A 23,562-nucleotide genomic window follows, 5' to 3' on the forward strand; every position below is an offset into this window, starting at 1 on the left:
GGGACGCAAGCCCCGCGGGTGCCGCGCCGTCAATGGCACCCCTGGGGAAGCCCGAACGTTAGGGTTAAGGTCAATCACGGGTGGTCGACCGCCCGTGCCGAACGAAGCGAGGAGGCGCCGATGGGACTCTTGGAGACGATCAACGGCCCGCAGGACCTGAGCAAACTGACCGCCGTGCAGCTGACGGCCCTGGCGAAGGAGATCCGCAGCTTCCTGGTCAGCACCGTGTCCCGCACCGGGGGACACCTCGGTCCCAACCTCGGCGTCGTCGAGCTGACGCTCGGTATCCACCGCGTCTTCGACTCGCCGCGCGACAGCATCATCTTCGACACCGGCCACCAGTCATACGTGCACAAGCTCGTGACCGGGCGTCAGGATTTCAGCACCCTCCGCCAGCAGGGCGGCCTCTCCGGGTACCCCTCCCGCGCGGAGTCGGTGCACGACGTCGTCGAGAGCTCCCACGCCTCCTCCTCCCTCTCCTGGGCCGACGGCATCTCGCGCGCCCGCGCCCTCAATGGCGAAGGTGATCGCTACACCGTCGTGCTCGTCGGCGACGGCGCGCTCACCGGTGGCATGGCGTGGGAGGCCCTCAACAACATCGCCGCCGACAAGCGCCGGCGCGTGGTCATCGTGGTGAACGACAACGGCCGGTCCTACGCGCCCACCATCGGCGGAGTCGCCGACTATCTCGCCTCGCTGCGTCCCACGCTCGATTCCGTCCGCACCCACCGCGTCTACGAGCGCACGCTCGACTGGGTCAAGCTCCGCATGCAGAACGGGGGACCGGTCGGGGAGTTCAGCTACAAGAGCCTCCACGCCATGAAGAAGGGCATCAAGGACTGGTGGGCGCCCCAGGGCCTGTTCGAGGACCTCGGGATGAAGTACGTGGGCCCGGTGGACGGTCATGACCAGTCAGCCGTCGAGCAGGCGCTGCACCTCGCCAAGAACTACGAGGGGCCCGTGATCGTCCATGCGATCACCGAGAAGGGTCACGGCTACGCTCCTGCCCGCGCCCACGAGGCCGACCAGTTCCACGCCGTCGGCATCATCGACCCGGAGACGGGCGAACCCGTCGACGCCGCGGGCCAGCAGTCGTGGACCTCGGTGTTCGCGAACGAGATCGCGGACATCGCGGACGAGCGTCCGGACATCGTCGGCATCACCGGCGCCATGCTCATCCCCGTCGGCCTGCACCGCTTCGCCGCGCGGCACCCGGACCGCGTGTTCGATGTCGGCATCGCCGAGCAGCACGCCCTCACCAGTGCGGCCGGCATGGCCTTCGGCGGGCTCCACCCCGTCATCGCGCTCTACGCGACGTTCCTCAACCGGGCGTTCGATCAGCTGCTGATGGACGTGGCCCTCCACAGGGCCGGCGTCACTGTCGTCCTCGACCGCTCCGGCGTCACCGGGCCCGACGGCGCCAGCCACCACGGCATGTGGGACCTCGCCCTGCTGCAGGCAGTGCCCGGCCTGCACCTCGCCGCTCCGCGGGATGCCTCCCGCCTCCGTGAGGAGCTGCGCGAGGCCGTCGCGATCTCCGACGCGCCCAGTGTGGTCCGCTACTCCAAGGGGTCGGTCGGTGCGGAGGTCGAGGCGGTCGAGCGACTCGACGACGGCGTGGACGTGCTCTCGCGCCGGCCCGCGGGCTCACGCCACAACGACGTCCTGATCGTGAGCGTCGGGGCCATGAGTGAGCTCGCGCTCGACGTGTCGAACCGGCTCGGCGCCCAGGGCATCAGTTCCACCGTGATCGACCCGCGCTGGCTGCTCCCCGTCCGACGGTCGGTCATCGACCTCGCTGCCGAGCACCGCATCGTCATCGTCATCGAGGACGGCGTCCGCGCAGGCGGCGTGGGGTCGCGCATCCGCCAGGAGATGCGCTCGGCCGGGGTCGACACCGCGCTGAACGAGGTGGGTCTCCCGGTCGAGTTCCTCGACCACGGCTCGCGCAACCAGGTGCTGGAGCGCGTGGGGCTGACCGCGCAGCAGATCACGCACGACGTCGTCGCGCAGGTCCTCGGCACGAAGGTGCCGGTCGCGCGCCCGCTGGCCGAGGACACGGCCCCGGCGACGGGTCAGTTCCCCCAGCGCTGAGCTCGTCGGGCTCCGCGGGCGCGGCGCGGCCCCGCGAGCACGTCCGGCCCGGCGCAACGGTCCTTCCGGGGGGTGGTGTGAGACAATGACGAAGGCCGGAGAGGGAACCACATTCCCCCGCCGGTCCAGTGACAGGCTTCCGTTCCGCGAGCGATGCTTCTGCCCTCCCGAGTCCGCCCCACCGGCGGAAGGAGGCGGAATCCGCTGGGGGGACCCACCGTCCGCAAGGGCGGCTGAGGTGGAAAAGCGCCACTGGTCTCCGAGTGATTCCGCACCCGATTGACGGTGTGACCTCGGACGACATGACAACGACTTCCGGTCTGCCGCCGGGCGAAGGGCCCGCGGCCGGCCGACATACCACCCTGGTGGGTGCCGGAATGTGGCCGGCGCCGCAGGGGTTTGGAGCGAGACCCATGGATCAGTCAGAACTGCAGGGGAACGAACAGGACCGCACGGACGCGCCGGTGACCACTCCGGAGGTCGCGGCGGACACCGCCCCGCCGAAGGCCCCGAGGAAGCGCCGGGCGGCCAGCGCGCCGGAAGGCGCCCCACCTGCGCCGCCCGAGGGGGCCCCCGAGGCCGTCGCGGCCCCCGTGCGGAAGAGGGCGACCCGCGTCCGCAAGCCGGTCGTCGTCACCGACGAGACCGCTGCGCCGGCTGCCGCCCCTGCCGCGGGCGTCGCGGACCCTGCCGACGCATCCGTCGGGGCCGAGTCCGCTCTGCCCTCGGCGATCTCCACCGAGGCAGGGGCGCAGAACGGTGCAGCACCTGCACGCGCGCCCCGGACCCGCCGTCGTGCCGCGACAGCGGAGGCCGGACCGGCCCGTGCCGTCGAGCCCGCCGCGCCGACCACGATCGGGGCAGGCAGTGCCGCGGCCGCCGCTCCCCCCGAGTCCACCGAGTCGTCCGACAGCGCTGCGGCACCCGTCGACGCAACGGCGTCGGGCGCAACCGTGGGCGACGGAGACACCTCGTCCGGTGCCGAGGAGAAGCCCGCCCGCACCAGGCGGACCGCCACCCGCACCCGCAGCCGTCGCGCCTCCGAGCCCGTGGAAGCACCGACGACGGACACCGTCCCCGACGCCTCCGCCCCGACGGACGTCGTTGCGGCCGCGCCCGACAGTGCAGCGCCGGACACCGCCACCGAGACCGGAGCGACCCGCCCGGCGACACGGCGCACCTCCCGGAGGTCCGGCCGCGCCGCGACGCAGGGCGACGGGCAGGGCGACGGGCAGGTCGACGCAGCGGCACAGGCGGACGCACCCGCGACCGGAGTATCGTCCGAGCCTGCCGGGCAGCCGAGCAACCAGCCGGACGTCGCCGCCGGCGAGGATCCGGCCGACGTGACCGAGGAGGCAGCGGACAGCTCGACCCACCGCTTCGACCCGTTCGCCGTCCCCGAATCCCCGCTGTCCCTGCTGTTCCACGCGCCCGACCTCACCACCGTCACCGTGCCGTCCGTCAAGGTCGCGGCGCCCCGGGACGACGACTCCGAGGAGGACGACACCGAGGATGCCGGCCGTCGCTCGCGTCGTAGCCGCCGGACCAGGAACCGCACGCGCGGAGACGCTGCCGCGGATTCCGCGACCGGTGCCGCCGAGGACGGGTCCGACGCCGAGGGCTCCGACGATGCCCCGCAGGCGAACGGGCCGGATGCCTCCACCGCCGTCACCTCGCGTCGTCGTCGCCGCCGCCGCCGCGGTGACCAGGATCTCGAACTCACCGGTGGCGAGGACGACGACCCGCCCAACACCGTCACGCGCGTCCGCGCACCGCGCCAGTCCAGCGAACCCGTCTCGGACCGCGTCACGAGTGTGCGCGGCTCCACGCGCCTCGAAGCCAAGAAGCAGCGCCGCCGCGAGTCGCGTGACACGGGCCGACGCCGCCAGGTGATCACCGAGGCGGAGTTCCTCGCGCGCCGTGAGTCGGTGGACCGGCAGATGATCGTGCGCCAGAGCGACGACCGCATCCAGATCGGCGTGCTCGAGGACGGCATCCTGGCGGAGCACTTCGTGTCCCGCACCCAGCAGGACTCCCTGATCGGCAACGTGTACGTCGGCAAGGTCCAGAACGTGCTCCCCAGCATGGAGGCGGCCTTCGTCGACATCGGGCGCGGCCGCAACGCCGTCCTGTACGCCGGCGAGGTGAACTGGGACGCCGCCGGCCTCGACGGGCAGCCGCGCCGGATCGAGCTCGCCCTGAAGTCCGGCGACCCGGTGCTCGTCCAGGTCACGAAGGACCCGGTGGGCCACAAGGGCGCCCGCCTGACCAGCCAGATCTCGCTGCCCGGCCGCTACCTGGTCTACGTGCCCGGCGGCTCCATGACGGGCATCTCGCGCAAGCTCCCCGACGTCGAGCGCAACCGCCTGAAGCGCATCCTGAAGGACCGCCTGCCGGAGAACGCGGGCGTGATCGTCCGCACGGCGGCCGAGGGTGCCAGCGAGGAAGAGCTGACGCACGACATCAACAGGCTCCGCGCGCAGTGGGAGGAGATCGAGCGCAAGTCCGGCTCGACAAAGACCCTCGCGCCGGAGCTCCTGTACGGCGAGCCCGACCTCACCATCAAGGTGGTCCGCGACGTCTTCAACGAGGACTTCTCGAAGCTCGTCGTCTCCGGTGAGGACGCCTGGGACACCATCGAGGCCTACGTCATGTACGTGGCGCCCGATCTGGTGGGCCGGCTGGAGAAGTGGACGGGCGAGGAGGACATCTTCGCGGCGTCGCGCATCGACGAGCAGATCGCCAAGGCCCTCGAGCGGAAGGTGTTCCTGCCCTCGGGCGGATCACTGGTGATCGACCGGACGGAGGCCATGACGGTGGTCGACGTCAACACGGGGAAGTTCACCGGCAGCGGCGGCAACCTGGAGGAGACCGTCACCAAGAACAACCTCGAGGCCGCCGAGGAGGTCGTGCGGCAGCTGCGCCTGCGCGACATCGGCGGGATCATCGTCATCGACTTCATCGACATGGTGCTCGAGGCGAACCGCGACCTCGTGCTCCGGCGCCTCGTGGAGTGCCTCGGGCGCGACAGGACCAAGCACCAGGTCGCGGAGGTCACCTCGCTCGGCCTCGTCCAGATGACGCGCAAGCGCATGGGGACCGGGCTGCTGGAGGTCTTCGGCGAGGACTGCGAGCACTGTGCTGGTCGCGGCGTCGTCACGCACATGGAGCCCGTCGAGCACCGCCGGGCTCTGCCTGCACCCGAGCAGCAGCAGTCGCGGCAGGACAAGATGTCCCGCAGCGAGCGCAAGCGGAACCGCGGCGGACGTGGCGGCCAGCAGGACGACCTCGTGACGCCGCCTGCCGCGCCCGTCGCGGACAGTCCCGACCGCGCGGCGAAGGCCGAGGCGGCCCGAGCGGCACTCGCGAGTATCGCAGCGGCAACGCACCACGCCCATGAGGAATCCGCGGCACACGGTGATCGGGGTGCACACACCGACGTCGCGGCCGCCGACGCGGACATCCAGGTCACCGAGGCCGTGCTGACGATCAACGGCGAGACGGTGACCCTGCCGCGGGCCACCCATCGGCGTCGTCCTGCCGCGGAGGAGACGGCGGACGCCCCGGCGACCCGCCTGACCCTCGACAGCCTGAGCGAGGCCTTCGGACGCACGGCGGTATCGGGCGAGGCGCGGCAGGCTGCCCCGCAGCGCGCGCCCGGACCGGAGGCGGATGCCGCAGTGGCGCCGTCGTCCGCTCCCGCCGGGACCACCCGGGTGGCCCCGGCCGCGGCGGAGGAGGCTCCTGCCGTCCGGTCACGGCCCCGCCGCCGTGTCGCCCGCAGCGCGCAGGGTGCTGCGGACACCACCATCGAGACGCAGGGCGCCGAAGCCGCAGCCGAACCGTCGGGCACGCGACATGTCGCTCGAGCCCACCCTCCGGTGCGGACGCCCGCGACCGGTGCCGCAGAGCCGTTGATCTTCGGCGTCGGGGTACCCGCCTCGGAGCTGTAGCAGCAGGCGCTGCAGGACGGAAGAGGACCGGGGTCCAGGGGACTCCGGTCCTCTTCCGCGTCCAGGGAGGTCCGATCCGGGAGCGACGGCGGATCGCCTGCACCAAGGGCACGACGCTCGACGTCCGGCCCCTGCCGCCGGCCAGGGACGTGGTGCCCTGGAGCTGCGCTAGGCTGACCGGTGACACGGGGTGCCCTGCCGGATGCAGGGCTGAGATCACACCCGTCGAACCTGATCTAGCGGACGCACGGCGTCCGGGGCCTAGCGGAGGGATGTCAGCCATGGAACCTCACCGAGCAGCGACGAGCCCGGACACGGTCATCCCGAACGTCCTGAGCATCGCCGGATCCGACCCGAGCGGGGGAGCCGGGATCCAGGCGGACGTCAAGAGCATCAGTGCCAACGGCGGGTACGCCCTCGCGGTGGTGACGGCGCTGACCGCCCAGAACACCATGGGTGTCACAGGCGTGCACACCCCGCCCGTGGAGTTCCTGCGCCGGCAGCTCGATACAGTGTCCGACGACATCCTCCTCGATGCCGTGAAGATCGGGATGCTGGGGAGCGAGGAGGTCGCGGACTGCGTCGCCGGCTGGCTCGACGGCGTCCGGCCCGCCGCCGTCGTCCTCGATCCCGTCATGGTGGCGACGAGTGGAGCGCGCCTGCTCCACGACGACGCCGTACGGGCCGTTCTCCGTCTGGCCGCCCGCGCGTCCCTGGTCACCCCGAACATCCCGGAGCTCGCCGTCCTCATCGGTGTGGAACCTGCAGGATCCTGGCAGGAGGCGCTACGGCAGGGGCGGGAGCTCGCCGGACGCGTGGGGACGGCCGTCCTCGTCAAGGGCGGGCACCTGCCGGGGCCGCGCTGCCCCGATGCCCTGATCCTGCCGGGCGAGGGAGCCGGACGCCCCGGTGACGCCCTCGTGTTCGACGGACGCCGTGTGGGCACGGACAACACGCACGGGACCGGCTGCTCGCTCTCGTCCGCCATCGCCACGCGGTACGCGGTGACCGGGGACTGGTCCGCCGCCGTCCGTGAAGCGAAGGCGTGGCTCGAAGCAGCCCTCGGCGCCTCGGCATCCCTGCGGGTCGGGCATGGCGCGGGGCCCGTGCACCATTTCCATGCGCTGCCGGATCCGCGCCACCGGCAGCCGTTCACCGACCTCGCCTGGCGGGACACCGCCGGCCTGCGGCGCGAGATCCTGCAGGTCCCGTTCGTCGTCGGGCTGACCGACGGCAGCCTGCCCGCGGCGGACTTCGCGCGGTACCTGAGGGAGGACGCCCTCTATCTCCGCGAGTACGCGGGCGTGCTGGCCCGTACCGCCTCACTGGCACCGACCGAGGCCGAGCAGCTGTTCTGGCTCCGGTGCGCCGCCTCGTGCCTCGAGACGGAGGCGGAGCTGCACCGGTCATGGCTCGGGACGGAGCCCGGACCGCGCGGCGCGGACCTGCCCGGCCCCGTCACACGTGCCTATTGCGACCATCTCGTGGCGACGACGGCCCGTGGCTCCTACGCCGAGCTGGTCGCCGCGGTGCTGCCCTGTTTCTGGCTCTATGCCGCGGTGGGGGACTACGTCCGGGACCAGGTGCGGCAGGACGGCGGCGCGGCAGAGGCGGCCCACCCCTATGGCGCCTGGATCGCGACGTACGCCGACCCCGTCTTCGTCGAGGCCACCGCGGAGGCCAAGCTGATCGCCGACCGAGCCCACCGCGCCGCCTCGCCGGGCGAGCGGGATGCGATGCTCCTGGCGTTCCGCTGGTCCGCCACCTACGAGCGCGACTTCTTCGACGCGCACCGCGGACCATCCGCGGACGCCGCGCCGACCGAGCACGCTGATTTGCGGGAAGGCGTCGTCCTGCCGTAATCTTGACCCTCGGTGCATCCGCCTGTTAACGGCGTGTCCGCCGGAACCCGGAGGGGCACGGCCCCGCAGGAATCCGGTCGGGCTCCGGCAGCCCCAGGGCAGCAGCGTCGACGACGCACAGAGCGGGCCCGGTGCGGCGCAGCAGTTCGTGCTCGAGGCGCACCCGAGTTTTTTCATCAGAAGTCAGATTGTCGAGAGAAGTGAGTTCCCAAGTGGTGTACGCGATTGTCCGCGCAGGCGGCCGCCAAGAAAAGGTTTCTGTAGGAGACCTCGTTACCCTTGACCGCGTCACCGGTCAGGCCGGAAGCACGTTCAAGCTTCCCGCCCTCCTTCTGGTCGACGGCGCCAAGATCACCTCGGCAGCGGAGGACCTCGCGAAGGTCTCCGTGACTGCCGAGATCGTCGAGAATCTCCGTGGACCGAAGATCGTCATCCAGAAGTTCAAGAACAAGACCGGCTACAAGAAGCGCCAGGGTCACCGTTCGGAACTGACCCGCGTCAAAATCACAGGTATCGCGTAGTCCTTCGGACTACCGATCGGTCACCTAGACACTTCAGCGAAGGCAGGCACACACCATGGCACATAAGAAGGGCGCAAGCTCCACTCGTAACGGCCGCGACTCGAACGCGCAGTACCTCGGCGTCAAGCGCTTCGGTGGCCAGGTCGTCAAGGCCGGCGAGATCATCGTTCGCCAGCGCGGCACCCACTTCCACCCCGGTGCCAACGTAGGCCGCGGCGGCGACGACACCCTCTTCGCACTCGAGGCAGGTGCCGTCGAGTTCGGTACCCGTCGCGGACGCAAGGTCGTCAACATCGTAGGGGCCGCAGCAGAGTAATCTGCGCCGCGGACGTGCACCGACCGTGCACCAGCATTCGGGTGGGGTGAGCCGCTTCGGCTCGCCCCACCTTCTTTTAAGCCGATCAGACTCGGCACAGTGAAGTACTTGTAGAAGGAGACCCACGTGGCGAGCTTCGTAGACCGCGTCGTCCTGCACGTATCCGGTGGCACCGGTGGCCACGGCTGCGTGTCCGTCCACCGGGAGAAGTTCAAGCCCCTGGGTGGACCCGACGGCGGCAACGGCGGCGACGGCGGGAACGTGATCCTTCGCGTGGACCACCAGACGACGACCCTCCTCGACTACCACCACGCCCCCCACCGCCACGCCACCAACGGCGGCAACGGCATGGGCGACTGGCGCGGCGGCAAGAGCGGAGAGACCCTGATCCTCTCCGTCCCCGACGGCACGGTCGTGAAGACCAAGGACGGTGAGGTCCTCGCCGACCTCGTGGGCGAGGGTACCGAGTTCGTCGCCGCTGCCGGCGGCCAGGGCGGCCTCGGCAACGCCGCGCTCTCCTCCCAGAAGCGGAAGGCGCCCGGCTTCGCCCTCCTCGGTATCCCGGGCGACGAGCGCGACGTCGTGCTGGAACTGAAGTCCATCGCGGACATCGCCCTCGTCGGTTTCCCGTCGGCGGGCAAGTCCAGCCTGATCGCCGCGATGTCGGCCGCCCGGCCCAAGATCGCGGACTACCCGTTCACGACGCTCGTCCCGAACCTCGGCGTCGTCGAGGCGGGCTCCACGCGCTTCACCATCGCGGACGTCCCCGGACTCATCGAGGGTGCGAGCGAGGGCAAGGGGCTCGGACACCACTTCCTGCGCCACGTCGAGCGCTGCGCGGCCCTCGTGCACGTCCTCGACTGCGCCGCGCTGGAGACGGACCGCGACCCCCTCAACGACCTCGCCATCATCGAGCGCGAGCTCGAGAAGTACGCCGTGGACATGAGCTTCGCGGGCCCCGCCGGCGACGTCGTGCCCCTCAACGAGCGGCCCCGCCTGATCGCGCTCAACAAGGTGGACGTCCCCGACGGCAAGGACATGGCCGGTTTCGTCCGGCCCGAACTCGAATCCCGTGGCTACCGTGTGTTCGAGGTCTCCGCATCGAGCCACGAGGGCCTGCGCCAGCTGGGCTTCGCCATGGCGGAGATCGTCGAGGCGGCCCGCAAGGCCGTCGCCACGGCTCCGCCCGTGGTGGCGCCCCCCGTGCTGCGCCCCCGCGGCGTCAATGCCGCCTCCTTCCGCATCCGCAACGAGGAGAAGGACGCGCTGCCGCTGTTCCGCGTGCTGGGCGAGAAGCCCGAGCGCTGGGTCAAGCAGACCGATTTCACCAACGACGAGGCCGTGGGCTTCCTCGCCGACCGCCTCGCCAAGCTCGGCGTGGAGGAGCAGCTGTTCAAGTCGGGCGCGAAGCCCGGCGACACGGTGGTCATCGGCGAGGGCGACGGCGTCGTCTTCGACTGGGAGCCGACCATGATGGGCGGCGCCGAACTGCTGGCGGGTCCCCGCGGCAGCGATCTCCGACTGGCGGAGTACATCCGGCCCACGCGCGAGCAGAAGCGCGAGGAGTACCAGGAACGCAAGGACGCCAAGGCTGCGGCGCGCGCCGAGCTCGAAGCCGATCGCAAAGCCGGCATCTGGACCGAGTCGGTGCAGAACCGCAAGCAGTCCGCCCCTGCCCAGCAGGAGGCCGACGCCGAGTCCCCGAGCTAGGACCGTGGCGCTGGACCAGTCCGGGCCGCGGCCCGCCGCCGATCGGGCAGGGCTCGCATCGGCACGCCGCATCGTCGTCAAGGTGGGGTCGTCCTCGCTCACGTCGGTGACGGGCGGCATCTCCGGCGAGGCCCTGACAGGCCTCGCCGACGTGCTGGCCGAGCGGCGGGAACGGGGGACCGAGGTGATCCTCGTGTCCTCCGGTGCCATTGCGGCGGGCCTCGCCCCGCTGGGCCTGGCCCGACGCCCGGCCCAGCTCTCCACCCAGCAGGCCGCTGCCAGCGTGGGGCAGGGTCTGCTCATGGCACGGTACTCGCAGGCCTTCGGCACGCACGGGATCACCGTGAGCCAGATCCTGCTCACCGCTGACGACCTGATCCGGCGCTCCCACTACGCGAACGCCCACCGGGCCATGGAGCGCCTCCTCAATTTCGGGGTGGTACCGATCGTCAACGAGAACGACACCGTCGCCAGTCACGAGATCCGGTTCGGCGACAACGATCGCCTCGCCGCGCTCGTGGCACACCTCGTCAAGGCGGAGGCACTCGTGCTCCTGTCCGATGTCGACGCCCTCTACGACGGCCCGCCCAGCGCGGGGGCCCGGCGTATCCCCCTCGTCGCCTCACCGCTGGACCTCGAGGGGGTCACCATCGGCAGGACCGGCAAGGCCGGCGTCGGGACGGGCGGCATGGTCACGAAGGTCGAGGCCGCCACGATCGCCGCGTCGTCCGGCATCCCCGCGCTCGTCACGTCCACCACGAACGCGGCAGCCGCCCTGCGGGGGGACGACGTCGGCACGTGGTTCACGGCCACCGGCAAGCGCCAACCGATCCGGCTCCTCTGGCTCGCCCACCTGGCGCGGGTGGTCGGAACGCTCGTCCTCGACGACGGTGCGGTCCGCGCTGTCGGCGAGCGGCGCCGGTCCCTGCTCCCGGCCGGGGTGGTCGACGTCTCGGGCGCCTTCGAGGCCGGAGATCCGGTGCAGCTGGTCGCCGGGGACGGGACCGTCGTGGCCCGCGGTCTCGTCAACTACAGCTCGTCCGAGCTGCCACGCATGCTCGGCCGGTCCACCCACGACCTCGCCGAGGAGCTCGGCGCGGAGTACGAACGCTCGGTCGTCCACGTCAACGATCTCGTGGTCCTCCGGCAGGGACCGGCAGCGTCCTGAGCGAGCCGCGGCAGGGCGGCGGTGTGGCCTTCACCGCCCCTGCTGAGGGCTGCGTCACGAAGCGGAGACCCGCGGGCCCGGACGGAGCAGCTCGCTAGACTGTCCGCATGACCGAGCTCCAGGACGCCCGCACCACGCAGAACGACGACGACGCCGAGCGATCGCCGTCGACCCATCCGTCCGCGTCGTCCGCGTCGTCCGCGTCGTCCGCGTCGCCCGCGTCGTCCGGCTCGTCGCTGTCACCGGACGAGCTGACCGAGGCCGTCCACTCCATCACCGACCGGGCCCGCGCCGCCTCGCGCGTCCTGGGCCGCGCCACCAGGGCTCGCAAGGACCGCGCGCTGCTGGCCATCGCCGAGGCGATCGTGGCGCGCCGCGACGTCGTCCTCGCAGCGAACCGGGCCGACGTCGAACGCGGCCGTGCGGCCGGAACCTCCGACTATCTCCTCGACCGCCTGACCCTGGACCCCGTGCGGATCGACGGGCTGTCCGCCGCCCTCGCGCAGCTGGCAGCCCTCCCGGACCCCGTCGGCACCGCGGTGCGTGCGGAGACCCTGCCCAACGGACTGCGGATGCGGCAGGTCCGTGTACCCCTCGGAGTCGTCGCGGCGATCTACGAGGCGCGTCCCAACGTCACGGTCGACATCGCCGGGCTGGCGCTCAAGAGCGGCAACGCCGTCGTCCTCCGCGGCGGCAGCGCGGCCCAGGCGACCAACGCCGCGCTGATCGGCATCATCCGCGACACGCTCGAGGACCACGGGCTGCCCGACGACGCCGTCCTCACCATCGACGAATACGGCAGGGCCGGTGCCCAGGTCCTCATGGCCGCGCGCGGTCGGATCGACGTCCTCATCCCACGCGGTGGCCGTGACCTCATCCAGTCCGTCGTGACGACGGCGCGCGTGCCGGTCATCGAGACCGGTGAGGGCAACGTCCACATCCTGCTCGACGCGTCCGCGGACGAGGAGATGGCCGTCGACCTCCTGCTCAACGCCAAGACCCAGCGCCCCAGTGTGTGCAACACAGTCGAGACGCTCCTCGTCCACAGCCGGTCGGCGGCTGCACCGGGCGTGCTTGCCGCGCTCATCCGCGCCGGTGTCACCCTGCACGTGGACGATCGGGCCCGGTCGCTGCTGCCAGAGGGGGTCGACGCCCCCGCAGCGACCGATGACGACTGGGGCCGCGAGTACATGCAACTCGACCTCGCGGTGCGGACCGTCGATTCCGTCGACGAGGCCCTCACGCACATCCGACGGTGGAGCACGGGACACAGCGAAGCCATCATCACCAACGACCTCGCGGCGTCCGAGGAGTTCGTCGCCGGCGTCGACTCCGCAGCGGTCCTGGTGAACGCCTCGACCCGTTTCGTCGACGGCGGGGAACTGGGACTGGGTGCGGAGGTCGGGATCTCCACGCAGAAGATGCACGCTCGCGGGCCCATGGGCCTCAGCGAGCTCACGACGACCAAGTGGATCGTCCAGGGCGAGGGCCAGATCCGGCGCTGAAGGCCGTGGCCGAGGGGAGGCCCCGGGGGCCGAGCGCGTACCATGGGACGTAATGCCCGCGCCGGACCGAATGGTCCGACAGTTCATGACCCGACAGAGGACACACGATGCTCTACTCCCTCGGCAGCGCACTGCTGGCGACCGAAGCCATGGAACACCACACCGAACTCCCGATGCCCGCCATCGCGTACGGACTGATCGCCATGGGCATCCTCCTGACCCTCATGATCGTTACGGTGTCCTTCTCCAACGTGCGCAACCGGCACGAGGCCGTCGAGGAGCACCTCGATCCCCACAAGCAGCACGCCAACAACCACGACCACGGTGAAGCGGGCCGGCACTAGCCGTACCGGTCCCGTGGACAGCAACCGGAGGGACGTCATGGGCGGGCCCCGGCAGCGACATCGTGACGGTTCACCCTGGCGCCTCGGCGTCATGGGTGGAACCTTCGATCCGATCCATCACGGGCACCTCGTGGCTGCCAGCGAGGTGGCCTCGGTCTTCGATCTCGACGAGGTCGTCTTCGTCCCCACCGGACAGCCGTGGCAGAAGGCGGACAAGGACGTCACGGCGGCCGAGCACCGATACCTGATGACGGTTGTCGCCACGGCGTCGAACCCTAGCTTCACGGTGAGCCGCGTCGACATCGAGCGGCCCGGACCGACGTTCACGATCGACACGCTGCGGGACCTCAAGGTCCAGCGGCCCGATGCGCAGCTCTTCTTCATCACGGGCGCGGATGCGATGTCGCAGATCCTCACCTGGAAGAACGCCGAGGAACTGTGGTCCCTGGCCCACTTCATCGGTGTGACACGGCCCGGGCACGAACTCAACGGCGGGGGACGCGACGTCAGCCTGCTGGAGGTACCGGCGATGGCCATCTCCAGCACGGACTGCCGTCGGCGCGTCGGCGAGGACAAGCCCGTCTGGTATCTCGTGCCCGACGGCGTGGTGCAGTACATCGCGAAGCACCGCCTCTACCGCAGGGTCGGCGACCTCGAGGAAGTCATGTCGGCGGAGATCGACGAAGACGTCTTCCCGTCCGAGGGAAGGCACGCGGGCGATCACAGCTCCGCACAACGACCCACCGGGTGAATCAGCAACGAGCAGGATGATGGACGACGCACGGGTCTCCGGGTCTCACGAAGCGGACCGTGCCGAGTCAGGGGAGTCGGTCATGGCAGGAAGCGACGCGTCGGCGTCACGGGACGATCCGGTCGATGGTTCGGTGGTGGACACCGGCGCGGCAGGGACCATTGCCGGAACCGGAGCAGAAACCATCGACGAAGCCGAAGCAGGAGGCAGGTCCGGGACCGCGACGGACGGGGGAGCTCCTGCGCGGCAGCTGCCGCGCAGGAGCAGGAGAGCGGCCGGTACACCGGTGGACGCCGTTCCCGCGGGGCGCCAGGAGCGCGATGCGCGGGCCCGCGCCCGCGACCGGGAAGCGATGCTGGCCAGGCGTGCATTCATGGAGGGCGCGACGGCAGGGACGGAGGACGGCGCGAGGGTCGAGACGCCCACCCGTCGTCAGCTGAGGCTGCAGCTCGCGCAGGGGCGGGCCGTCGATCCCACGGGGCACCCTCAGGCCGACGATGTCCCCACCGACACCGACGATGACGGCGCGGCCGACGCGGTGAATCCGTCGCACGCCGTCGAGGCACCTCCGGTGCTCGCCGGTTCCGGCTCTCCGGCCGCCGAGGAGAACGGCACAGCGGACTCCTCCGCCGTCCGACCCTCCTCCGAGCCCCTGCCGCCACGCGCAGGTTCGACCACCGCAGGGTCCACGCGTGATCGGTTACCCGGCGGCCGCAGGGACCGACGTCGACAGACCGACACGGGCAGGATGGCGCAAGCGGCGCTGCCGGCTCCCGGCGACACCGGCGACACCGGCGACACCGGCGACACCGGCGACACCGGCGACACCGGCCAGCATGAGGCCGGCGCGGCCGAAGGATCTGCCGGGACGCCGATCGAGAACGACCCGGCGACCCGCGAAGCGCTCCTCGAGGACGCGCGGCGGCATGCCGTCCTCCTGCAGGGCGAGAAGGATCCGTTCACGGTCGACCTGGAGGTCCTGGCGCAGCAGAAGGCGCTGGCCGAGCGGGCCGCCGTCCTCAACGCGCGTGCCAGGCGGGTCAGGGAACTGGCAGAGCAGATGCAGCCGCGCACACCCGTCCCGAATGACCCGGCGGCGGCCCACAACCTGTCGATCGTCGCGCCGCCCGAGTACATCCAGGTGCCCGGTGGCAGCAAGGCCATCCTCCGGGCGCCCGCGACGTCGCACATCCCGATCGTGCTGCCGAAGCCCGGGCGGGAAGCAACGGTCGTGCCGGCCCGGTCCGGGGAGACGGATCCGCGCGTGGCATCCGACCCTGCCGGGGAGCCGAAGTCCGGGCCCGTCGAGGCACGCAGCGCCTTCGGACTGGAACCCCTCGATGCGATGACGGCGGGGCTCGGGCGGATGCGCCGCGTACGCTACCTGCAGTACTCGTTGCTCGGGATGGGCGCAGCCGCACTTTCAACCGGGATAATGATGACAGTCAGCTCCCTCAATGGGTAAGAATGCTGGCCACACACAAGGAGATCAGTGAGCGCAACCGAACAGTCCATCAGCATCGCCCGCACCGCGGCGCACGCGGCAGCGGACAAGATCGCCCAGGACATCGTCGCCATCGACGTCAGTGACCGCCTCGCCATCACGGACGTCTTCGTGATCGCCTCCGCTCCGAGCGAGCGCCAGGTCAACGCGATCGTCGACGGCATCGAGGAGGAACTCTCGAAGCAGGGACTCAAGCCCGTTCGTCGCGAGGGTCGCAGCGAGGGCCGCTGGGTGCTGCTCGACTACGCGCAGGTCGTCGTTCACGTGCAGCACGAGGAGGACCGCGTGTTCTACGCGCTCGACCGGCTGTGGAAGGACTGCCCGTCCGTGGACCTGGAGCTCGAAGGTACGCTCCAGAGCTCGCCGCAGGCGGCAGTGTCCGGCGACGTCGCGGAGTGACGCGGCACGTACACGCTGACCCCGGGGCTCGTCGCGTCATCTTCTGGAGGCACGGGCGGACGGAGTGGAACCATGCGGGACGGTTCCAGGGCCAGGAGGACATCGACCTCGATGCCACGGGCCGCGAGCAGGCACTGCGGGCTTCCGAGGTGCTCGAGACCCGCCATCCGGCAGCCATCATCTCGTCGGACCTGCGTCGCGCGGCGGATACCGCTGCCGCGCTGGCGGAGCGGACCGGCCTGACCGTGAGTTATGACGAGCGGCTGCGCGAGACGGATGCCGGCCGGTGGCAGGGGTTGTCCTTCGCCGAGATCGACGAGCAGTTCGCCGAGGACAACGCTGCCTGGCGCGGTGGTGACCCGACCGTCCGCGCGGGTGGTGCGGAGAACCGCATCGAGGTCGGACGGAGGATGCTTGCGGTGGTGACCGAGGCCGTCGGACGCATCGCACCGGCCGGCACGCTCGTCGTCGTCAGTCATGGGGGAGCGATCAGGGCTGCGCTGGCAGCGCTGATGGGGCTGCCGCCCGAACGGTGGGGGGCCTTGGCGGGCCTGTCCAACTGCCACTGGTCCGAGGTGCACGAAGTCGTAGACCGGGGCGATGCGCTGTTCTCCTGGCAACTCACGGAGCACAACGTGGGTCTGGGCTCCCTTCCGGCCGAGCCCATCGAGGGTTGACCTCGGTGCCCCAGCCGATTTGGCGCTGCCGCCAGAATTCATTACACTGGACAAGTTGCTTCGGCGGTGTGAAAGCCTTCTGAAGCGGCGTGAGTACGGGGCTATGGCGCAGCTGGTAGCGCACCTGCATGGCATGCAGGGGGTCAGGGGTTCGAATCCCCTTAGCTCCACGACGAACCGCTGGAACTCGAGGGTAATCCCTTGAGTCCGGCGGTTTTTTGTTGCCCGCGACGAATGTCGCCGCGCGCCCGACGGCGACCCCCTCGATCAGATGATCGCTGCCGGCGCAGCCGCCACGAATCGGCGATCGACGCCTGATGCCGAATGAGCGGTGCCCGCTGGCGGTGTGTCCGCAGGGCCGCCAGCAAGGGCGTGGTCCCGGCTGAGGGGCCACCGCCTGAGCTACGTCCCAGGGGTCCCGTCCGCCCGCAGCAGTCGTTCAGCGGCGGCCTCTGCGGCGAGCTGCTCATCGGTCACGATCTCGCCGCGCAGGTGGCCTCCGCTGCGAAGCATCGTCCGGAGTTCCTCCACGCCATAGGACACCGGCCATCGGCTGTGGGCGACAACGTGGCAGTTCGGGCACAGGGGCACCAGGTCCGCTGTCGGGTCCACGTCATACCGGTCCGTCAGATGCGCCAGGGGAGTGGTGTGGTGGAGTGCGACGAGGTCCCGCCCGTGCTCCCCGTACGTCGACTCCATGTCGAGCCCACAGGCATGACAGGCCGAGCCCCGATGGGCGAGGGCAGTGCGCCGCAGGTCGTCGTCGTACTCGGAACGATTCACGATCAGGCGGCGGGTGAGGTGCGGCGGCAGGACACCCGGCGGCGGATGCACTGCCCCCTGGGCCGGGACGACCGACGCAGCCCACAGGCTCCTCAGGCCTGCAGCCTGCCGGTCGTCCAACAGTCCGGACGCGGCCGCCGATGTGAGAAAGCCCTGCACCGTGTTCTCGAGGAGTGACGAAGGAATCTGGTCGCCGTGTTGCACCAGGAGATCGAAGTCGACGTCGATACCCTGTCCATCGGACGTCCCCGGAGAAACGCCTGCGACGACGCCGTGACCCGCGATGCCCTGCATAGCGGGTCCTCCGTGCGCGATCAGCAGCCAGACGTCCGCCCCGACGGGAGCGACCGGAGGCCCTGGCAGCGGCCAGTGCCGCCGGATGATGCCCGTGCGCCGGACCGTCTCCGCATCAGCGGCGTAGATCCCCGGCCACTGCGGACCCGTCGTGCTCCACGCAATGATCAAGGCCACCATGGTGCCGAGTCTGCCACGATCGGCGAGGTAGACGGCGACAGGAGAAGCCGAATGCTCGGCCTCTCCTGTCGCTCAGGGGTTTCGTCTACTGCTCAGTGCGCCCAGAGCCAGGGAGCGGCCGTGCCGTTGCCGTGCTGGATGCGCGGGGGCGTGACGATGCGGTTGGTGTTCGGGCCCGTGTAGTTCGTCGGTGTGAGAACGAGCATCTTCTTGCCTTTGCCGATCGGTCCCGACGTCGTCGGGTTGATCCACTCGTCGTTGGTGGCGCCGATGATGGTCAGCGCGCCGTCCCCACGGGAGGACATGAAATTCACGTGACGACGTGTCTTGGAGCTGTGCATGACCGGTTCGTGGTGAACGGTACCGAAACTCTCCTCGTGATTGATGCCGATGACGTTGCGGATGGACTGCAGATTCCAGGTCTCCGAGTTGTTCGACTGCCAGAAGGTCGGCATGCCGAAGCGGGAGTCGTGCGTGAAGGCATTCCACAGCTTGCCCCGATCGTGGCTGTTGTACCCGATCGGTGACGCGCCGACCTGCGCGCCCCGGACCCTCGATGCGAACCGGTCGCCGCTCCACTGGTAGGCGTCGACCTCGATGTCCCGGGTGATGGAGTCGCTTCCCCGCCACCAGTTGAGGCCGAACGTCTCGCCCGGAGGCGACCCCGCGTTACCGTCGATGCCGGTAATCAGGAGGTTCTCGACGGTCGTGCCCGGCTTCGACATGCCGACCATGATGCCGTTGAACAGATGACCCTGTGGCGTCCCCTGAAGCCAGAAGTTGGACAGGACCTGCGGGACGAGTCCCTCGTTCATGCGGAGCACGTAGAGCTGATTCGTCTGACCGGTGCCCTGCGCAGGAACAGTGCCGCCGAAGGTCGAGGTGTTGGGTTTGATGCGCAGGATGGTGTCCCGGCCCTCCCCGATGACTCCCTTGACCTGCTTCGGCACGCGGATGGCAACCGAGGCGTCCCGGAAGTTGCTGACCTCGAAGACACCGGCAGGCAGCTTGAGGATCTTCCCCGAGAGTTCCGGTTTGGCCAGGACGCTGTTGATGTCGTCTCCTGGTCGCGCGATGCTGCTCCACAGCACCCAGTCGGCAGGCACGGTGACGGACGGCACAGTCGGAACGGGAACAGGAGTCGGAGCAGGAGCCGGCGGCGGCGACACAGCGGTCGGCGCCGGAGTCGGAGCAACTGTCGGAGCAACTGTCGGGGCGGCGGTGGGAGCCGGGCTGGGGGCGGTGGTGGGAGCCGAACTGGGGGCGGTGGTGGGAGCCGGAGCAGGAGCCGGGGCTGTTGTCGTGACCGGGGCTACCCAGAAGCGGGCGCCCTCGTCCGCCCAACCGGCGCTCCGCAGCGTCCGACCGTCTGCCGCGGAGACACTGAATCGGTGTTTGCCTGCGCGGTGGTAGCGGCGAACTTCCACACCGCACGTAACGGGCGTGAGCGAAGCGTAGAACGCCACCTTCTGGTGCTTGTACCCCAACCGCGACTGCACGGTGTCGTACTCGTCGATTCCCGCGACATCGGGAAGGAGCAAGTAGTCGCCGTTGAGGAACAGCCGGTGGATCGGCACAAGTCCTGCCGCGGCGGTGCTGGAGGCCCGGAAGACCAGACCCTTGAGCTCGGTGAAGCCCGAGGACCGTGAGTCGACGGCCTCGGTGGCGGACGTGGTGAGGAGGGAGGCCGTCGTCGTCGGGTTGATGCTCTGGTAGACCGACTGTCTCATGGGCGTGCAGGGCGTGGTCGCTGCCGCTGCGGGCGAGATACCCTGCAGCGCAGCCAGCGGGGCGGCGGCCGTCAGGAGCAGCGCGAGGGCCACCCGGCGACGCGGCGCCGTGCCGTGAACAGCCGAAGGAACGGGAGAGAGGGCCCGGAGGAAGGGGCCTCGGAGAAAGGGCATGTGGAACCTCGATTAACAGGTGTGCCCCCAGCGGGCACGCTCAGATCATCGCAGTCGTGCTGTCAAGCCCTTTCTACCTGCGCCAAACTTGCAGGAACACTGCGCGCTCCTCGGGAGTGCGCAGGCGGGAACGCAAGATTCAACGCCGCAGCAGCCATCGGACGGCGTCGTCTCGTTCGGTGAAGAACCTGATGGTCATCGGCGAGCGGACGGTGAAGGCCGTGAGGACGAGGTCGACGGCGTCGGAACCGAGGATGGCGACGCGTGCGGGGTGGTGGTAGGAGAGGATGGCCTCACGGGCATCCCAGGTCACTTCCCTGAGTGCCGAGACCTCGACGAGCAACGGCAGGGTGGAGCGGCCCGAGGAAACGATCGCCCGACCCGCCTGCGCGACGTCGGCGAGGTGCACGACTATCCGGGGTGCGCAGCGGACGTGCAGCAGGAGGGGCAGGGCCGAGACCGACACCCGGGACGTGCGCTGGGTCATGACTCGTGAATCCATCGAAAGAGACCGCCTCATACGGGCCTACGACGGCATTCCACAGATGCCCGGGCCGATACTGAGCCGCGTCTGCGCGGCGGGCCGCGCAGAGGGCGCCGACCAGCACGCATTCGAAGCCGTCACGGGAACGGATGGGTTGGCCGGCGACCAAGCCACGTGCTCGCTCGAGGCGCGGTCGGCCGGCGGTCGGACGGCGCGAGGGTCAGGCCTTCATCAGAGGGCCCAGGGCCGCCGATCCCGCCACAGCCCCAGTTCGTCCATGCCGTCGATCAGTGTCCGGACGCCGGGAGCCAGCACAGGGCTGTCCTGCTCGACGGCGACCAGCGGTCCGTAGTGACGCAGTTCGGCCATCTCATTGGCGAAGTGCAGAGCGCGCGCGTCCTGGGCGGTCAGGGTGCCGCCGCCGGCCGCTACCGCTTCGAGGGTCTCCTGCGCGGCGCCGAACGCGATGGCATGCGCCAGGTCCGCCGCGGAGCCCGCGAAGTCGTCGCGGGCGGCCGTGTCCCAGCCCCGCAGGAGAGGCTCCTCCTCGACGCGGAGAGCGGTCGATTCCCATTCCCGTGCCATGCATCCCCCGATGATCGTGTGCCGAGCCGAGGTCCCAGCGTCGCAGCCGAGCCCCTCCGCTACAACCCGCGTACTCCTCCCGGGTGAAGTCGTTAGCCGGTCGTGACCTCGGCGAGTGCCCCCTCGTCGGCCGGTGCGGGTCGTGCCAGACTGGGAGGCATGTGTCCTCCTTCAGACCGTCCCCAGGATCCCGCCAACGCGTCGGCGGCTCCCGCACCGTCACCCGGCGCCGACCGGGACGCCGTGCCGCCGGAACCGGCGACGGACCGTCACCTGGCGTTGCGCCTCGACGATGCCTGGCTGCGCTTCCAGACCCGTCTCGCTGTCCGACGCGGCCGGGTGCACACGGTGATCCCCTACACCGGCTACGGCTCGACGGCGTGGGTCCGGGTTCTCGCCCGCGTGGTCCTCGCTGATCCGCGGGACACCGGCGGCGGCTCGGAGTCCGGCCCGCTGAAGCCACTGCAGGAGGGGATGCGCGGCTGGCGCAACTTCACCAGCGCACCCGTCGCCCACGCCGTCGTGCACGTGACCGTCGGTGACGCGGTGCACGACGTCGTGGCCGACCGCGGTGGTGTGGTCGATGCCCGCATACCGGTGTCCCTGGACGCCGGATGGCACACCATCACCGTGCAGTCCGGGCAGTCGCGCACCGTCGAGGCGCCCGTCCGTATCGTCGCGGACGGTACCCGGTTCGGGGTCGTGTCCGACATCGACGACACGGTCATGGTCACTGCCCTGCCGCGCCCGTTCCTCGCCGCGTGGAACACCTTCGTGCTCGACGAGCACGCGCGCACTCCTACTCCCGGAATGGCCGTCCTGTACGAGAGGATCGTCCGGACCATCCCCTCCGCCCCCGTCCTGTACCTCTCGACCGGTGCATGGAACGTCGCGCCCACCCTGTCCCGCTTCCTCTCCCGCAACCTCTACCCGGCGGGACCGAAGCTGCTCACCGACTGGGGACCCACCCGCGACCGCTGGTTCCGGAGCGGCCAGGACCACAAGCGCACCTCCCTCGAGCGGCTCGCCGAGGAGTTCCCGGGCGTCAAATGGCTGCTGGTGGGCGACGACGGCCAGCACGACGAGGCCATCTACTCGGAGTTCGCCCGGCGCCATCCGGAGAACGTGCGCGCCATCGCGATCCGGCAGCTCTCCGCCGGAGAGGCGGTCCTGGCCGGCGGCCGCTCGAAGTCGGGCATGCGGGACACCCCGGGCATCACCTGGATCTACGCTGCGGACGGCGCGGGCATGTCGGCCCGCCTCGAGGAACTCGGCATCATCCGCAGCGAGGTCCGGTCCGCTGACGTCCCGGAGGAGACCGACGTCCCCGGGACCACCGACTGACGCCCTCGGTGTGGCCGCGTCATGAACAGCCGCACACTTGATGGTCCCGATCATGTGTCGTAGCGTGTGGTCCAGCTACTGAGGTAGCGGGTCAGCGACTTCCGCGAGGAAGTGTGGGTGCCTCCATGTGGGCCTGACATTCGTACGCAGTACCGCCGGTGTCCGCGCCGGTCGTTCCCCTGCACACCATCGTTCCCGGCGCGCACGGCGCAGCTGCGGGCACGTACGAAGAGGACCCATGCCGCCACCTACCTATCCCGCCCTGTCCTACGAGCTGTATCCACCCAGGAATCCCGCCGCCGAGGAGTCCCTGTGGACGTCCATCCGCCGGCTGGAGGACACGCGCCCGGACTTCGTGTCCGTCACGTACGGCGCAGCCGGCAGCAACCGCGAGACGGCCATCCACCTGCTGCGGCGCCTGCTCACCGAGACGACGCTGAGACCCCTGGCGCACCTCACCTGCGTGGGCACGAGCCGGACCGAGCTCACGCAGATCATCGAGCGACTGATCGGTGGCGGGGTGCGGGGGATCCTCGCCCTGCGGGGCGATGCCCCCGAGGGTTTCGAGCCGGCTGCGGGCGACGTCGAGCACGCGGACGACCTCGTCCGCCTGATCCGCGAGGTGGAGGGCAGGCGCACCGCTCAGCTGGCCGCCGGCAGGGTCTCGGTCGGGGTCGCCGCCTATGCCACCCGCCACCCCGACTCGCCCAGCGTGGAGCAGGACATCGAGGTCCTCCTCGCCAAGGAGGAGGCCGGTGCCGACTTCGCCATCACGCAGGTCTTCTTCACGCCGTCGGACTACACCCGGCTCGTGACACGGGCACGGCGGGCGGGCGTCACCATCCCGATCATCCCGGGTGTCATGCCCCTCACCAGTACACGGCGTCTGAAGAAGCTCGCCGGGCTCGCGGGAGTGGACGTCGACGAGACCCTGTGGGCGAAGCTCGACGGCGCACGCACCGATGAGGAGCGACGGCGGGTCGGGGTCACCGCGACGGTGGGCCTCGCGAGGGCTGCGCTGGACGACGGCGCCCCGGGCATCCATCTGTACACGTTCAACGAGCATGCCGCCGCGCTGGATGTCCTGGACGCGCTCGACCTCGAACGCCCGCCCGAAGCAGGCCTCGCCGCCTCGCTGTGACACGTCCGACCGGTCCGGCTCGATCGATGGCCGCGCCCTGACG

At 70.3% G+C, this 23,562-nt stretch carries 19 protein-coding genes, 1 tRNA gene and 1 riboswitch; of the genes, 16 read left to right on the plus strand and 4 right to left on the minus strand.

Annotated features, from left to right (window positions below; genetic code table 11):
• Positions 1-120 precede the first annotated feature (120 nt).
• The 14 genes from dxs (at position 121) to NVV32_RS06430 (ending at position 16,974) form a co-directional block, all read left to right on the plus strand.
• Entirely contained in the window at positions 121-2,094 is a 1,974-nt protein-coding gene (gene dxs / locus NVV32_RS06365) for a 1-deoxy-D-xylulose-5-phosphate synthase (protein ID WP_422391743.1), read from the plus strand.
• 413 nt (positions 2,095-2,507) lie between these two features.
• Positions 2,508-6,047 carry an Rne/Rng family ribonuclease gene (locus NVV32_RS06370; protein ID WP_422391744.1) on the plus strand — a complete coding sequence of 1,180 codons (3,540 nt, stop codon included), beginning with the start codon at positions 2,508-2,510 and terminating at the stop codon, positions 6,045-6,047.
• A 176-nt stretch (positions 6,048-6,223) separates the two neighbouring features.
• Positions 6,224-6,337, plus strand: a riboswitch (TPP riboswitch).
• Positions 6,329-7,909 carry a bifunctional hydroxymethylpyrimidine kinase/phosphomethylpyrimidine kinase gene (thiD, locus tag NVV32_RS06375; protein ID WP_422391745.1) on the plus strand — a complete coding sequence of 527 codons (1,581 nt, stop codon included), beginning with the start codon at positions 6,329-6,331 and terminating at the stop codon, positions 7,907-7,909. (Overlaps the previous riboswitch by 9 nt.)
• A gap of 212 nt (positions 7,910-8,121) precedes the next feature.
• On the plus strand, positions 8,122-8,430 hold the full coding sequence (rplU, locus tag NVV32_RS06380) for a 50S ribosomal protein L21 (RefSeq protein ID WP_043444935.1): 309 nt from the start codon (positions 8,122-8,124) through the stop codon (positions 8,428-8,430).
• A gap of 55 nt (positions 8,431-8,485) precedes the next feature.
• Complete coding sequence (gene rpmA, locus NVV32_RS06385) at positions 8,486-8,746, plus strand: 50S ribosomal protein L27 (protein ID WP_028280075.1); 261 nt, start codon at positions 8,486-8,488, stop codon at positions 8,744-8,746.
• 126 nt (positions 8,747-8,872) lie between these two features.
• Positions 8,873-10,456, plus strand: a complete 1,584-nt coding sequence (obgE, locus tag NVV32_RS06390; protein WP_422391746.1) for a GTPase ObgE — start codon at positions 8,873-8,875, stop codon at positions 10,454-10,456.
• A 4-nt stretch (positions 10,457-10,460) separates the two neighbouring features.
• On the plus strand, positions 10,461-11,624 hold the full coding sequence (gene proB / locus NVV32_RS06395) for a glutamate 5-kinase (protein ID WP_055772128.1): 1,164 nt from the start codon (positions 10,461-10,463) through the stop codon (positions 11,622-11,624).
• Positions 11,625-11,731: 107 nt separating this feature from the next.
• Complete coding sequence (locus tag NVV32_RS06400) at positions 11,732-13,129, plus strand: glutamate-5-semialdehyde dehydrogenase (RefSeq protein ID WP_422391747.1); 1,398 nt, start codon at positions 11,732-11,734, stop codon at positions 13,127-13,129.
• A gap of 107 nt (positions 13,130-13,236) precedes the next feature.
• A complete protein-coding gene (locus NVV32_RS06405; RefSeq protein ID WP_055772123.1) occupies positions 13,237-13,473 on the plus strand; it encodes a hypothetical protein in 237 nt (78 codons plus the stop codon).
• A 91-nt stretch (positions 13,474-13,564) separates the two neighbouring features.
• Positions 13,565-14,224 (plus strand): nicotinate-nucleotide adenylyltransferase, encoded by a 660-nt coding sequence (gene nadD, locus NVV32_RS06410; RefSeq protein ID WP_422391748.1) that lies wholly within the window; start codon positions 13,565-13,567, stop codon positions 14,222-14,224.
• A gap of 82 nt (positions 14,225-14,306) precedes the next feature.
• Entirely contained in the window at positions 14,307-15,689 is a 1,383-nt protein-coding gene (locus NVV32_RS06415) for a hypothetical protein (RefSeq protein WP_422391749.1), read from the plus strand.
• A 27-nt stretch (positions 15,690-15,716) separates the two neighbouring features.
• Positions 15,717-16,127: a ribosome silencing factor gene (rsfS, locus tag NVV32_RS06420; RefSeq protein ID WP_055772117.1), complete on the plus strand. Its 411-nt coding sequence runs from the start codon at positions 15,717-15,719 to the stop codon at positions 16,125-16,127.
• Positions 16,124-16,804: a histidine phosphatase family protein gene (locus NVV32_RS06425; RefSeq protein ID WP_055772114.1), complete on the plus strand. Its 681-nt coding sequence runs from the start codon at positions 16,124-16,126 to the stop codon at positions 16,802-16,804. The genes rsfS and NVV32_RS06425 overlap by 4 nt, the downstream gene beginning before the upstream one ends.
• A gap of 97 nt (positions 16,805-16,901) precedes the next feature.
• A tRNA-Ala gene (locus tag NVV32_RS06430) sits at positions 16,902-16,974 on the plus strand.
• 232 nt (positions 16,975-17,206) lie between these two features.
• Here the strand turns inward: NVV32_RS06430 and NVV32_RS06435 are convergent.
• From NVV32_RS06435 to NVV32_RS06450, 4 genes are all read right to left on the minus strand, one after another.
• Positions 17,207-18,061 (minus strand): HNH endonuclease, encoded by an 855-nt coding sequence (locus NVV32_RS06435; protein WP_422391750.1) that lies wholly within the window; start codon positions 18,059-18,061, stop codon positions 17,207-17,209.
• Positions 18,062-18,153: 92 nt separating this feature from the next.
• Positions 18,154-19,965 carry a hypothetical protein gene (locus NVV32_RS06440; RefSeq protein ID WP_422391751.1) on the minus strand — a complete coding sequence of 604 codons (1,812 nt, stop codon included), beginning with the start codon at positions 19,963-19,965 and terminating at the stop codon, positions 18,154-18,156.
• A gap of 139 nt (positions 19,966-20,104) precedes the next feature.
• Positions 20,105-20,452 carry a hypothetical protein gene (locus NVV32_RS06445; RefSeq protein ID WP_422391752.1) on the minus strand — a complete coding sequence of 116 codons (348 nt, stop codon included), beginning with the start codon at positions 20,450-20,452 and terminating at the stop codon, positions 20,105-20,107.
• A 228-nt stretch (positions 20,453-20,680) separates the two neighbouring features.
• Positions 20,681-21,034, minus strand: a complete 354-nt coding sequence (locus NVV32_RS06450; RefSeq protein WP_422391753.1) for a hypothetical protein — start codon at positions 21,032-21,034, stop codon at positions 20,681-20,683.
• Between the two features lie 159 nt (positions 21,035-21,193).
• Between NVV32_RS06450 and NVV32_RS06455 the strand changes: the two genes are divergently transcribed.
• Positions 21,194-22,378 (plus strand): App1 family protein, encoded by a 1,185-nt coding sequence (locus NVV32_RS06455; protein ID WP_422391754.1) that lies wholly within the window; start codon positions 21,194-21,196, stop codon positions 22,376-22,378.
• A 238-nt stretch (positions 22,379-22,616) separates the two neighbouring features.
• Entirely contained in the window at positions 22,617-23,519 is a 903-nt protein-coding gene (locus NVV32_RS06460) for a methylenetetrahydrofolate reductase (RefSeq protein WP_055771925.1), read from the plus strand.
• The last annotated feature ends 43 nt before the right edge of the window (positions 23,520-23,562 follow it).

The sequence above is a fragment of the Arthrobacter sp. N1 genome (assembly GCF_048288285.1).
In the GTDB taxonomy this organism is placed as follows: domain Bacteria; phylum Actinomycetota; class Actinomycetes; order Actinomycetales; family Micrococcaceae; genus Arthrobacter_D.

Coding starts and splice junctions, on each gene's coding strand:
- dxs (WP_422391743.1), top strand. CDS start 121: ATGGGACTCTTGGAGACGATCAACGGCCCGCAGGACCTGAGCAAACTG.
- NVV32_RS06370 (WP_422391744.1), top strand. CDS start 2,508: ATGGATCAGTCAGAACTGCAGGGGAACGAACAGGACCGCACGGACGCG.
- thiD (WP_422391745.1), top strand. CDS start 6,329: ATGGAACCTCACCGAGCAGCGACGAGCCCGGACACGGTCATCCCGAAC.
- rpmA (WP_028280075.1), top strand. CDS start 8,486: ATGGCACATAAGAAGGGCGCAAGCTCCACTCGTAACGGCCGCGACTCG.
- NVV32_RS06400 (WP_422391747.1), top strand. CDS start 11,732: ATGACCGAGCTCCAGGACGCCCGCACCACGCAGAACGACGACGACGCC.
- NVV32_RS06405 (WP_055772123.1), top strand. CDS start 13,237: ATGCTCTACTCCCTCGGCAGCGCACTGCTGGCGACCGAAGCCATGGAA.
- nadD (WP_422391748.1), top strand. CDS start 13,565: ATGGGTGGAACCTTCGATCCGATCCATCACGGGCACCTCGTGGCTGCC.
- NVV32_RS06415 (WP_422391749.1), top strand. CDS start 14,307: ATGGCAGGAAGCGACGCGTCGGCGTCACGGGACGATCCGGTCGATGGT.
- NVV32_RS06435 (WP_422391750.1), bottom strand. CDS start 18,061: ATGGTGGCCTTGATCATTGCGTGGAGCACGACGGGTCCGCAGTGGCCG.
- NVV32_RS06440 (WP_422391751.1), bottom strand. CDS start 19,965: ATGCCCTTTCTCCGAGGCCCCTTCCTCCGGGCCCTCTCTCCCGTTCCT.
- NVV32_RS06445 (WP_422391752.1), bottom strand. CDS start 20,452: ATGACCCAGCGCACGTCCCGGGTGTCGGTCTCGGCCCTGCCCCTCCTG.
- NVV32_RS06450 (WP_422391753.1), bottom strand. CDS start 21,034: ATGGCACGGGAATGGGAATCGACCGCTCTCCGCGTCGAGGAGGAGCCT.
- NVV32_RS06455 (WP_422391754.1), top strand. CDS start 21,194: ATGTGTCCTCCTTCAGACCGTCCCCAGGATCCCGCCAACGCGTCGGCG.
- NVV32_RS06460 (WP_055771925.1), top strand. CDS start 22,617: ATGCCGCCACCTACCTATCCCGCCCTGTCCTACGAGCTGTATCCACCC.